The sequence below is a fragment of the Hyphomicrobium sp. genome (genome assembly GCF_009026145.1).
Lineage (GTDB): Bacteria > Pseudomonadota > Alphaproteobacteria > Rhizobiales > Hyphomicrobiaceae > Hyphomicrobium_A.
The window spans coordinates 174,624-186,762 of the sequence record NZ_WBUE01000003.1 but is presented as its reverse complement, the minus strand read 5'-3'; the positions used below and the strand labels follow the sequence as shown (position 1 = coordinate 186,762).

7 protein-coding genes are annotated in these 12,139 nt (G+C 65.4%); 3 read left to right on the top strand and 4 right to left on the bottom strand.

From position 1 onward, the window contains the following. Positions 1-159 precede the first annotated feature (159 nt). The gene (locus tag F9K20_RS04235; protein WP_290997652.1) at positions 160-2,715 is read right to left on the bottom strand and encodes a circularly permuted type 2 ATP-grasp protein; all 2,556 of its coding nucleotides are present in this window, start codon (positions 2,713-2,715) and stop codon (positions 160-162) included. A gap of 165 nt (positions 2,716-2,880) precedes the next feature. Then, positions 2,881-6,174 (bottom strand): DUF2126 domain-containing protein, encoded by a 3,294-nt coding sequence (locus F9K20_RS04230; RefSeq protein WP_290997650.1) that lies wholly within the window; start codon positions 6,172-6,174, stop codon positions 2,881-2,883. 198 nt (positions 6,175-6,372) lie between these two features. On the opposite strand from F9K20_RS04230, the gene F9K20_RS04225 reads away from it, so the two are divergent. Next, positions 6,373-7,413 carry a putative zinc-binding peptidase gene (locus F9K20_RS04225; protein ID WP_290997648.1) on the top strand — a complete coding sequence of 347 codons (1,041 nt, stop codon included), beginning with the start codon at positions 6,373-6,375 and terminating at the stop codon, positions 7,411-7,413. A 15-nt stretch (positions 7,414-7,428) separates the two neighbouring features. Here F9K20_RS04225 and F9K20_RS04220 read toward each other — a convergent pair whose 3' ends face one another. Continuing rightward, a complete protein-coding gene (locus tag F9K20_RS04220; protein WP_290997646.1) occupies positions 7,429-8,325 on the bottom strand; it encodes a FecR domain-containing protein in 897 nt (298 codons plus the stop codon). Between the two features lie 176 nt (positions 8,326-8,501). Between F9K20_RS04220 and F9K20_RS04215 the strand changes: the two genes are divergently transcribed. Then, entirely contained in the window at positions 8,502-9,524 is a 1,023-nt protein-coding gene (locus F9K20_RS04215) for a tetratricopeptide repeat protein (RefSeq protein ID WP_290997644.1), read from the top strand. Between the two features lie 7 nt (positions 9,525-9,531). Here F9K20_RS04215 and F9K20_RS04210 read toward each other — a convergent pair whose 3' ends face one another. Then, complete coding sequence (locus tag F9K20_RS04210; protein WP_290997642.1) at positions 9,532-10,929, bottom strand: hypothetical protein; 1,398 nt, start codon at positions 10,927-10,929, stop codon at positions 9,532-9,534. Positions 10,930-11,168: 239 nt separating this feature from the next. Between F9K20_RS04210 and F9K20_RS04205 the strand changes: the two genes are divergently transcribed. Then, positions 11,169-11,999 carry a GGDEF domain-containing protein gene (locus tag F9K20_RS04205; RefSeq protein WP_290997640.1) on the top strand — a complete coding sequence of 277 codons (831 nt, stop codon included), beginning with the start codon at positions 11,169-11,171 and terminating at the stop codon, positions 11,997-11,999. Positions 12,000-12,139: the final 140 nt, after the last annotated feature.

Here is a 12,139-nt window from a genome sequence, read left to right as displayed (position 1 = left end):
TGCCCCCATTCCGAAGTTCGCCGAAGTTCGCTGCTGGGGGAGGGAGCGAATTTCGGAATGATAAGGGGCACTACAACCATGGCCTTGCTAGTGTGATTCAGATCGATAAATTCGCTCGGTACCTTGCCGCTGTCGATGGCGAATTTCTCGATCATCACACTAGCTGCGGGTGTGGACGCGGTGCGGCTGCTCCTCGAGCAGATTGAAGTAGTGCCGCTCGATGGCGGTGGTGAGCTGCGGTAGCAGGCGCAGCTGGTTGCGCACCGCCTCCTGCAGCTCCGCGCGCGAAGGGTCCTTGGCGAAGGCCTCGACGTCGGCAAGCCGGATGGATGTCAGCATGGACAGGATCAGCCGCCGCTCGTCGGTGAGGCTGGCGCCCTGCTTGGACTGCGGCATGCCGGCAAGATGGTGCGAGATGCTGGCGAGCTGATAGGCGAGGCTGCGCGGGTTGGTCTCGTCGAGCAGCAGCAGGTCGAGTACCAGCGCCAGCATCGGATCAAGCCGGTAGCGCGAGCGATAGGTGATGAAGCTGTCGGCGACCTCGAGCAGGAAGAACAGGCGGCCGGTCTCCTCCTCGGGGTCGAGCGGTTGTCCGAACAGCCACAGGATCGCCTCGCTCATGTTGCCGGCGCGCTCGACGCGGCGCCCCATGTCGAGAAACGACCAGCCCTGGTTGCGGGTCATGTTCTCGTGCATCAGGCCGTTGAAGGCGGCAAGCCAGCCGAGCCCATCCTCGATGAGATCGAGCAGCACTTCGGGCGAGGCCGTGAGCAGGGCGCGGCGCCACTCGGCGCCGGGGCGGAATTGGCTCAACACCCGCCAGGCTTCCAGCGACAGGCGATCGCGCGTCAGGTTGGCGACCCGATAGAGCTTGTCGAGTGTGCCATCGAGCGTGCGGCGGCCGTCCTTGGCGGCGATCAGCAAGTGCACCATGCGCTCGACCGCAGCGGCATCGTCGCCATCGCGCGGTGGGAGGCTGTGCATCCCATCGCGGGCGGCCAGCGCCTCGAGGCAGGCGCGTGCGGCACCCTGCACCTGCGAGGGAGCATTGTCGCCGCGCAGGGGCTGCAAGGCGCTGCGCAAGACGCGCATGATCCAGTCGGCGCGCTCCCCGTAACGTCCGAGCCAGAACAGGTCATCAGCGACGCGGCTTTGAATGACGCGCTGTGAGCGCTGCACGCGCGCGGTATCGATCGTCGGCTGCCACAGGCTGCGATGCGGGGGTACCTCGCCATCGGCGATGATCCACACGTCGCGCGTGCGGGCCTCGGGCGCGCTGAGCGCCACGGCGAGGTTGGGAACGATGGCCATGGCGAGCCCGCCGGGCATCACCGTGAAGCCATCGGAGGTTGCGGCGGCGAAGAGGCGGACGGCAAACGGCTGTGGGACGAGGCCTTGCGGCGTGAAGGCCGGCGTCGTCCCAAAGCCGATGCGCTCCTCGGCGACCAGCACGTCGCCGTGCAGCTCGATCTCCTCCTTCAGCGCGCGCCGCTGCGCCTCGGTGAGGCTGGAACCGAGCTGCCCGTACTGCGCGCCGCCGGGACGACCGGTACCCTCCTGCGCCGGGTGGATGACCATGCGTTCGAGGTTGTCGATGACGTGCCGGCGGTTTTCCTCCTCGCCCAGCCAGCGGCGAGGCGCATCGGCGATCAGCAGCTCCTCCCCGAACAGCCGACGGCAGATGGCCGGCAGGTAGGCGCCGAGGCCGCGATTCTGCGCCACCGCAGAGCCGAGGGCGTTGCGCACCAGCTCCGGAGCTTTGCGGCAGGCCTGCACGAGACCGGGCGGGCCGCCGTAGCGGGCTGCATCGAGCTCCAGCGGATCGGATTGGCGGCCGTCGACGCAGCGGACGATGAGATCGATGCGCTTCAGGCCCTCGAGCGTCTTGAGAAACATGCGGTCGCCTGCCGTGCGCAGGTCGCCGCCCTCGACCAAGAGATAGCCGAGGTAGCGGGCGAGGTAAGCGTGGCTGAAGTAGTCGTCGTGGTGCGGCCCGGGGGTGAGCAGGGCGATGCGCGGATCGCGGCGCCCGGTGAGCATCGTCAGGCCGCCTTGCAGGCGTTGGAAGAACGGCGCCAGGCGCAGGCTGTTGCAGGCTTCGAACAGATCGCCGGCGATGTGCGTGTGCACGACGCGATTAGCGAGCGCATAGCCGACGCCAGCCGGCGTCTCGGTGTGGTTGTCGATGACCCGCCAGTTGCCATCGGCCTCGCGCGCTAGGTCGAGTGCATAGAACTGCAGGTAGCCCGCCGCGGGATTGATGCCGTGGCAGGGTGTTAGGAAGGCCAGGTCGGAGAAGATGAGCGCCGGAGGGATCAGACCCTCGCGCAGCAGCCGCTGCTCGCCGTAGGCGTCGGCGAGGATGGCGTTCAGGAGCCGCGCACGCTGGATGATGGCCTTCTCGAGTGCCTGCCATTCGGTGCTCGAGAAAATCAGCGGGACGAGGTCGACCTCCCAGCGTTTGCCGGGGGAAGCCGGGTCGGCAAAGATGTCGTGCGCGATACCCATCTCGCGCACACGCCGGTTGAGGCGCTCGGAGCGCTGGGCTTGCTCGGCGACGGGGAGTGCCGCGAGCGCGGCGAGAAAAGTCTGCCAATGCGGGCGCACTTCGCCGCTGGCATCGATGAGCTCGTCGTGGGCGCCGCCGCACGCGCGCGCATAATCGGCGAGGAGTGTCTGGTCGAGCGGTGTAGGAAGCCGCGCTTCGAGAGTCATGCTTCAAGGTTCATGCGGCTATGCCCCGCGGAATACACCCTGTGGTCCGCTCGGCTGCAGAGGTCGCGGCGAGGATAGTGCTTTGCCGTGCAGCGCACCAGCGCCCACAAGAGCCGGAAGCGCCAAATCAACTCGGCTGTGACTCCGTTGCGTGACTGGCCGAGGTCACGTGCGCAGGTCGAGGGTGAGCGGATACTCCGCATTGACCTCCGGGGTGGTGACGGAGGCGCGCCCGGGCGTGTGGCCGAGCCGCTCGAAACGGGCGAGGCGGCGACCCTCCGCCTCGTAGGAGTTTATGGGCGAAAGCTCGAAGCTGCGTCCGCCGGGGTGGGTCGAGTGATAGCGGCAGCCACCCACCGAGCGCCCCGTCCAGGTGTCCACGATGTCGAGCACCAGCGGCACGTGGGGCGCTATGGCCGGATGCAGGCACGAGGCCGGCAGCCAAGAGCGGAAGCGCACACCGGCGACCTTCTCGCCAAACGTGCCCGTCGGGGCCAGCGGCAGGCCGCGGCGATTGCAGGTCACGGCGAAACGGTCGTTGGCGCCATCGCGCACCTTGACCTGCACCCGGTCGAGCGAATTGTCGACGTAGCGCGCCGTGCCCCCGGAGGCACTTTCCTCGCCGAGCACGTGCCAAGGCTCGAGCGCCTGGCGCAGCTCGACCTCGACCCCGTAGGCATCGACCTCGCCGATGAGGGGGAAGCGGAACTCGAAGTGCGGCTTGAACCAGTCGAGCGCGACGGGAAGCCCGCAATCCTTGAGGTCGCCGATGACCTCGGTGAAGTCCATCCACAGGAAATGCGGCAACATGTACCGATCATGTAGCGCCGTACCCCAGCGGATAACCTTGCCCCGGTAGGGGCGGTCCCAGAACATGGCGATGAAGGCGCGCATCAAGAGCTGCTGCACGACGCTCATGCGCGCGTGCGGCGGCATCTCGAAGGAGCGGAACTCGATGAGCCCGAGCCGGCCCGTGGGACTGTCGGGCGAATAGAGCTTGTCAATGCAGATCTCGGCCCGATGCGTATTGCCGGTGACGTCGACGAGCAGGTGACGGAAGATGCGGTCGACCAGCCACGGCGGGATGCTGCCATAGGCCGGATCGGGGATCTGCTTCAGCGCGATGTCGAGCTCATAGAGTGACTCATGACGCGCTTCGTCGAGGCGCGGCGCCTGGCTCGTGGGGCCGATGAACAGTCCGGAGAACAGGTACGAGAGCGAGGGATGGTTCTGCCAGTAGGCGACGATCGAGGCGAGCAGGTCGGGACGGCGCAGGAACGGGCTGTCGGCCGGCGCGATGCCGCCCATGACGATGTGGTTGCCGCCGCCGGTGCCGGTGTGGCGGCCGTCGAGCTGGTACTTGTCGGTGCCGAGCCGCGCCTTGTGCGCCTCCTCGTAGACGGTGGTGGTGATGTGAACAACCTCCTTCCAGCTCGTGGCCGGATGGATGTTGACCTCGATGACGCCGGGGTCGGGCGTGACCTTGATCACGTTGATGCGCGGATCGTGCGGCGGCGCATAGCCCTCGATGTGTACGGGCTGCTTGACCGCGGCCGCCGCTTCCTCGACGGCAGCGACGAGCGCCGCAAAGTCGAGCGCATCCGACAACGGCGGCAGGAACACGCACAGGTGCCCGTCGCGGGGCTCGATGGCGAGCGCGGTGCGCACCGAGCCGTAGATCTCGCTGGCACCCGTCGGCGGCGGCACCGGTGCCGGCCGCAGAGTGATGGCGCGGCGCTGCTGGACGAGGATCTCGCGCTCGGGAAGCGGCGGCATGTCGCTCAAGGGATCGCGCGGAAGCACGTGCGGATAATCGAGTGACGGTAGCACCGGAAGAGATCCCATCGGCAGGCGGAAGCCGGCCGGCGAATCGCCCGGCACGAGATAGAGCTTGCTGCGCCGCGTGCCCCACCGCTCGGTCACCCAGCGGCGGCCGAGGTCAGGAGAATGCCACACCTGCACGGGGAGAATGTAGCTGACCGGCTTGTCGAGCCCCTGCTCGAACACGCGCACGATGCGCGCGCGCTCCGCCGGGTCCTGCAGCTTGTTCTCCTCGGGCGAAACGTTGAGCGGCAGCTTCTGCTCGACGAGCGCGTAGTAGCCGGGGTCCTCGTAGGCGGGGATGCCGCTGTTTGCCGGAAGCCCGAGCTGCGTGCACAGCGCGCCCATGAGCCTCTCGGCGTCGCCGATGGTGGCGTTGGCCGGCTTGTCTTCGCGGTCGATGAGGTTGGGGTCGCCCCACAGCGGTTGCTGATCGCGGCGCCAATAAAGTGAGAAGGCCCATCGCGGCAGCGGCTCGCCCGGGTACCATTTGCCTTGGCCAAAATGCAGAAGGCCGCCGGGCGCGAAACGCTGCTGCAGGCGACGCACGAGATCTTCGGCGTAGGAGCGCTTGGTGGGGCCGACGGCGGCCGTTTTCCATTCGTCGCCGTCCATGTCGTCGATCGACACGAATGTCGGCTCGCCGCCCATGCTGAGGCGCACGTCGGCGCTGTTGAGGCGCGTATCGACTTCCTCGCCCGCCGCCAGGATCTGCTTCCAGGTGTCGTCGGAGTAGGGGAGGGTGACGCGCGGGCTTTCCAGGATGCGCTCGACGCGCATGTCGAAGGTGAAAGTCACCTCGGCGCGCTCGTGCGCACCGCTGATGGGTGCGGCGCTCGACGGCTGCGGCGTTGCCGCGAGCGGGATATGACCTTCGCCCGCGAGCAGGCCCGACGTTGGATCGAGGCCGATCCAGCCGGCGCCCGGAACGTAGACCTCGGCCCAGGCGTGCAGGTCGGTGAAGTCGGCTTCGGCGCCGGCGGCGCCGCCGTCGACCGGCTTCACGTCGGGGCGGAGCTGGATGAGATACCCTGAGACGAAGCGCGCCGCGAAGCCGATGTGGCGTAGGAGCTGCACCAGCAGCCAGCCCGAGTCGCGGCACGAGCCGGAGGCCTTCGCCAACGTCTCCTCGGGGGGCTGGATGCCCGGCTCGAGACGCACGCAGTAGTCAACCTCGTTGCGCAGTTTGCGGTTGAGGTCGGTGAGGAAGTCGATCGTCCCGGTCTTCTTGGCTGGAAGCGAGGTGAGGAATTTTCTCACCAGCGGGTCAGCCGGCAGCGGCTCGAGATAGGGGCCGAGCTCCTTCTTGAGATCGGGCTCGTACGCGAACGGCCAGTCCTTGGCGCTCTCCTCGACGAAGAAGTCGAACGGGTTGATGACCGCCATGTCGGCGACGAGATCGACGGTGACGACGAAGCGGTCGGTCTTCTCGGGGAGCACAACGCGCGCGCAATAGTTGGCGAACGGGTCCTGCTGCCAATTGAGGAAATGCAGCTTGGGCTCGAGGTTGAGCGAGTAGCTGAGGATCGGGGTGCGGCAATGGGGTGCCGGGCGTAGCCGGATCACCTGCGGGGCCATTCCGATCACACGGTCATAGTGGTAGGCCGTCCGGTGCGTGAGAGCGACGTGGAGGGGCATCAGGACCTATTCAGAGTGGGCACGCTTTGCAGCGCAGCACTAGTGGATTGGGACCATAGAGCATCTTTCGCTGCGCACGAAGATCGGGCATTGCCTCGCAAACGGGCTCGCTGCAACAAGTTTGGGCAGTTAATGCGAACGGAGCGTGCCGAGGCGTTAGCGGTGGCGCGAGCGGAACCGGCAGGATCGAGGACTTGGGTGAAGACCTTCAAATGCGGCGCCTGCGGCAATACGGTGTACTTCGAGAACGTGCGATGCCTCAGGTGCGGGCACGCGCTCGGCTTTCGCTCCGACAAGCTTGAAATTCGAACCGTCGTTGCGGCCGGCAACGGGCTCTATCGCGAATACAAGAAGGGCCCGGGGGCCCGCTTGCGCTACTGCGCCAACGCCGAACAAGGCGTGTGCAATTGGCTGCTGTGCGAAGATGAGGCCTTCCCGTTCTGTGCGGCGTGCGCGCTGAACCGCACCATTCCCGATCTGTCCGACCCTGCGAATGTGCTCGCCTGGGGCGAGTTCGAACGCGCCAAGAAGCGACTGGTGTATTCGCTGCTGCGCCTCGGTCTGCCGCTCGACGGCGCGGCAATGGGCAAGGCCCCGCTCAATTTCGATTTCGTCAACGACGCGCTCACCGGACATGTCGACGGCGTTATAACCATCGCCGTCGGCGAGGCAGATTCGGTCGAGCGCGAGCGTCAGCGCAAGGCGATGGCCGAGACGTACAGGTCCATGCTCGGGCACCTTCGGCATGAGAGTGGCCATTACTATTGGATGCTGCTGATCGACGGCACCGACAACATCCACCGCTATCGCCAGCTATTTGGCGACGAGCGCGAGAACTATGGAGCGGCACTTGAGCGGCACCATTCGCAGGGCCCCCCGGACGACTGGTCACTGCGCCACGTATCGGCGTATGCGAGCTCGCACCCGTGGGAGGATTGGGCCGAGACCTGGGCGCACTACCTGCACATGCTCGATGCGCTCGACACCGCTGCGATCCATCGCATCGAGCCGCGCTCGATCAGGTTCGGCGGCAGCGGGGCGTGGCCGCTGCGGCCGCTCGATGTGTATCGCACCGAGAGCTTCGATGCGCTGATCAAGCGCTGGGTGCCGCTGACCCTGGCGCTCAACGACATAAATCGCAGCATGGGGCACGCGGACTTCTATCCCTTCGTGATTCCCGAGGTGGCGGCGACCAAGCTCGCGTTCGTGCATCGCGTGATCCGTGGGGCAATGCAATAAGCGGCGATCACACCGCTAGTGACCGTGACCGCCCTTGCCGCCGCCGCCGATCCCGATGCCAATACCGATGCTGATGCCGGGCGAGCTGGGCTGATAGCGCGGTGTTCGGCGCACCTGCCGCGTCCTGCGTACCTTGCGCTTGGCGCGACGTTCCGGCGCCTTCTGGGCCTTCTTCACTTTCGGCTTCGGTTCCTCCGCCTTGCGCACCTTCGGCTCGGGGCAGCGTCCGAGCTCGATGTCGGCACGCGTGAAGATGGGCGCCGCATCTACGCTCGGTGGATTGACCACGAATGGAAAGGCCCGCTCGAAGTTCACCTCGCGGGCAGCCGGCAGGCCGTTCCATGTTCCGGGGTCCTCCAGTTCGCCGCTGGCTCCGATGCGCAATAGGCGGCACGGGTCTTCCAGCGATCGGCACTGACCGCGTTCGTTGCAGGCGCGGATCGACCCTTCGTGCAGCAAGATCCAGACCGGGCCGTTCTCCTCGACGTAAACGTCGAAGATGGTGCCGCGCACGGTTATTGCCGCTACTGGCGTGCGTATCGAATAGAACGGTTTGGCGGCCACTCCGGTGATGAAGCGAAAGCCGCCCTTGATGAGATTGAGGACGATAGCGCCGCTCGCATTCTCGGGATTGTAGACGAAGCGATCAAGGGTCAGTCGCGCGCCGGGTCCGATAGCGAGCTTTGTTTGATCGCGCAGGATGAGCTCGGCGATGGAGTCCAAGCCGGCCGCAATGACCTCCTCCTGGACGACATCGTCGCCGGTGGTGAGCGTGCGCACGTCCTGGCGGAAGGCTCCGGTCACCTGATTGACGATGGCCACGGCCGAGCCGATGGCATCGCCGGGATCGGCGCGCGCGGTGCCGGCATGCACGCAAAGACAAACGCAGACGATCAACCGCTTTAGATACATGGCAATAAGCGTAGCAAAAAGATCAGATCAAAGAATTAGTCCTCAGAATGTCCTAATTCAATTGGCGCTTCTGAACATTGGCCAAAAATATTGTTGGCTGCCCCCGGTGACCCTCATTAGCCAATGGCCGGTGCTGTCCGCTAAGATAGCTAGCGATGCGAGCGGCGCATGCAGTGATGACAGCTATCTCGATTGTCCTGGCGGGATGGTCGACGGGTGCGGCCGCGCGCAGCCAGATCGGCGGGGAGGATAAAACCTGTGCCGACACGGCCAACGCCGAAGCGGCGATAGCAGCCTGCACGCGCCTTTACGACAACCGGGGGCTCGGCAAGCGCAACCGCGCCATCGCGTTAGGCAATCGCGGCGCAGCCTACAAGATGCTCGGCAAATATAGCGAAGCGATAGCCGACTTCGACCTCGCCAGCGAGCTCGATCCCGACAATCCTCAGTACTACTGCCAGCGCGGCGACATTCACATCCGCTTGGGTCAACTCGATACGGCGATCGAGGACTTCACCACCGCGTTACGGTATTCGCCGCGGCTGCTGTGGGGATTCCAGGGGCGCGGCAGAGCTTACTTTGCGAAGGGAAACGGCGAGCAGGCGCTGGCAGATTTCAACGAGGCTCTGCGCCTCAAGCCGGGCGATTTCATCCTGCTCACACAGCGTGGGCGTGCCAGCAACCTTGCCGAGAAGTACGACCTCGCCGTCGCCGACCTGTCGAAAGCGATGAAGCATCCCAAGTTCGACACCATACTTCCAAAGGAACGGGCGGACCTGATAGCGCAGCGAGGCTACGCGTACATCAAGCAGGGACGCGCGAGCGAGGCGCGGTCCGACGCAGACGAAGCCTTGCGGTTGATGCCGAAGTCGGCCCTAGCGCTGGGTGTAACTGGGCTGATCGAGGAAAAGGAAGGCGCCAGGGAAAAGGCCAAGGACGCCTTTACGCGCGCTCTGGCAATCGAACCGGGACTAAAGCTGGCCAAGGCTGGCCTCGACAGAGTTGGCGGCGGCGATGCGGCAGAGCCTCAAAAGGCCGCCGAAGGGCCTGAAAAGGCCTCCGAGCCCGTCGCTCAGTCCGATCCAATCGAGCGCACAACGCCTCGGTCAGATCCGCAGGAATCGCAGTCGGGAGTAGAGATGTGCGCCAAGTACATTCCGGAGATCGGCCGCACAGTGAGGGTCGAGTGCGCCGATTGACGGGTTGTCAGAAGTGGATGACGGCACCGCTCAGCAACAACTGCAGATCATCGATCGGCGCGCCGGCTATTGCCCCCGTCGCCACCCCGCCATTCAATTGGCGCAAGGTGAGATCCCCGCTCACGTGGCGGTAGGTCAGGTAGAGAATCATTGCCGCGCTGTCGATGCCTTGCGCGATGCCGCCGCCCCAGATTTCGACTTCGGACTGCCACACTGCCCATTGGCCGAGCCCAGTGGGATTGAGCGCATCGCCCGGCCCGACGAGCAGCGGCGTCGAGGCGCCCCCATCGTATGTGTAGTAGTCGCCGTAGATCGTCGTCTGGCCGAGTGGCAGGAAGGGTCGCTCGACGCCGGCCTGCCCGGAGAAAAAGATCTGGCGGTCGTCGACACCAGTGTCGCGATAGCGCGTCGTCTCCTGCACGAGGCCGTCGCCGGTGACGTTGGCGCCGAAGTTCACGAACAGTCCGCTGTCGAGATGCTTGGCGCTAACCGAGCCGCGCAGCTGGCTGCACGCGGTTTCCTCGCCCGTGAACATCAGGAAGGCGACGGGGCAGACGCTGCGCGTGCGCGAGCCGGGCGTCAGCTGCAGGTAGCCGATGCCCGCGCCGATATCGAAGCCGGCCACCTCCTTGCGATAGCGCAGCGCCACGTCCCAGAAGTCGGTGACCACCCAGTCGGCAGCGAGGGTGAAGCCGTTCCACGTGGGCGAGACATACTTCAGCAGCGAGAAGCCGCGCTGGCTTTCGCCGGGCTGATCCCCGCCGGCCCCGATGATGCGCCGCCAGTTGAGCAGGCTGCCGGTAAGGCGGCCGTCGCTCGCCGAGCGCAGGAACATACCGAGGCCGGCATTCTCTGGCGCCGCGTAGTGATCGAACGCGCCCGTCTGCGTGACGTTCGAATTGGCGATGCGGTCGGTAGCGGCGAACGTCGTGCCTGTAAAGACGGTTCCGTATCGCTTGTTGCGCAGGAACCAGACCGAGCTGCGCAAGTCGAAACGCGTCGGGAGCCGGCCGTCGAAGCCGCCGTCGGCAACCTGATTGACCAGCTTGGAGTTGGCCGTCCGGATGCCGACGTCGATGGCGTATCCGGCCTCCCACAACGCATCGATCGCCGCTTTGCCCACGAAGCTGAAGCGCGAGCGCTGGTTGTCGTTGGTGACGACATAGGCGTTTTGCTCGCCGCCGTCGTCCCAGGCCATGACGGCGTTGTTGACGACGCCGGAGATCTCAAGCGTCACTCGATGATTGCCCTTGCTGGCGACCATCGCCTCCAGCTCGGCAACACGCCGTTCGAGATCCGCGCAGCAGTGCGGCTCGACAGCGGCAGCGACGGTGGATGTCCCGGCGAGAATGAGTGCCGCCAGGGCATGGAGCGTGACTGGCCTGCTTCGCCCTCCGGTGGGCACGCTCCGACGCCTCGTATGCCGCCTGGCTCAATGCATGTGTTAGAGGCCATACCTGATTCGATAAGTCATCGGCCGGTTGCAGACCTGCGTGAGCCGAATGACGTGCCTCGGCATCACCGGGCATGTGCAACTTCATCCAACGCGGGCCCAGCCAGGGCGCCAGCGCCGCACTTTACATTTTCTTGAACCGCGCCCCTTAGATTGCCCGGTTGATCATCCGCCCAGAGAGGGGATTGTGCGTGGCGATCAGGAACTCCGTGCTACGGTCCATCGCCGCCCATCCGTGGACGAGTGCCCAGGATGCGATCCTGGGCACCAGCGTGCTGGCCGTTGCAGGGCTGCTCGCCATCGAGTTCGATCTCTTCTACTTCGCCCATGAGCTCACCACCGCCGAGCGCCGCGTCTCACTCGCGGAAGCCATTGCTCTGACGGTGCTGCTCGGCTTCTGCATCGGCTTCTTTATCTACCGGCGGGTACGCGAGCATAGAGATGATGCGCAACGGCGCGCGGAAATCGACCGCGAGATGCAGGAGCTGCGCGACCAGGCGTTGCGCGATCCTTTGACAGATCTGCCGAACCGTCGCGCCGTGCTTGCCCGGCTGAATGACCTGCAGCTGCGGTTAGACGGGCGCCAACACGCCTTCTTCTTGCTGGATCTCAATGAGTTCAAGCGTGTCAACGACCAGTACGGACACGCTGCGGGCGATTGCGTTCTGCAGGTTGTCGCGGAGCGCTTCAGGCGCGTGGCGCGGCCGGCCGATCTACTGGCGCGCCTCGGCGGCGACGAGTTCGCCATCCTCGCCTACGATGTCGATAGAAGCGGCGCGGCAGCGGTGGGAAATCGATTTCTCGGCACCCTCGAGAACAAGATCTGGGTCGACGGCGTTGGCCACGACATCGGAGTGTCGGTCGGCGCCGTTCTCATCCCGAACGATGGCGTGACGGTGCCGGAGATCCTCGCCAATGCCGACATCGCCATGTACCAGGCCAAAGACACCGACCGTTCGGCGCTGGTTTTCTTCAGCGATGTCAAAGTCAGCGCCGGACTTTATCCACGCGCAGCAGGTTAGGAGACCCCCGCGCCTTGCCGCCCCATTGACTTTGGCTGCCAGGCTCACATATTTTGCAGTTGCAAATCATTCGCAACTAGAATGAGGCGACCGCGGCCCTTCGCGGGGCTTGCGCGGGCAAATATGGCTGAACTCTCTCT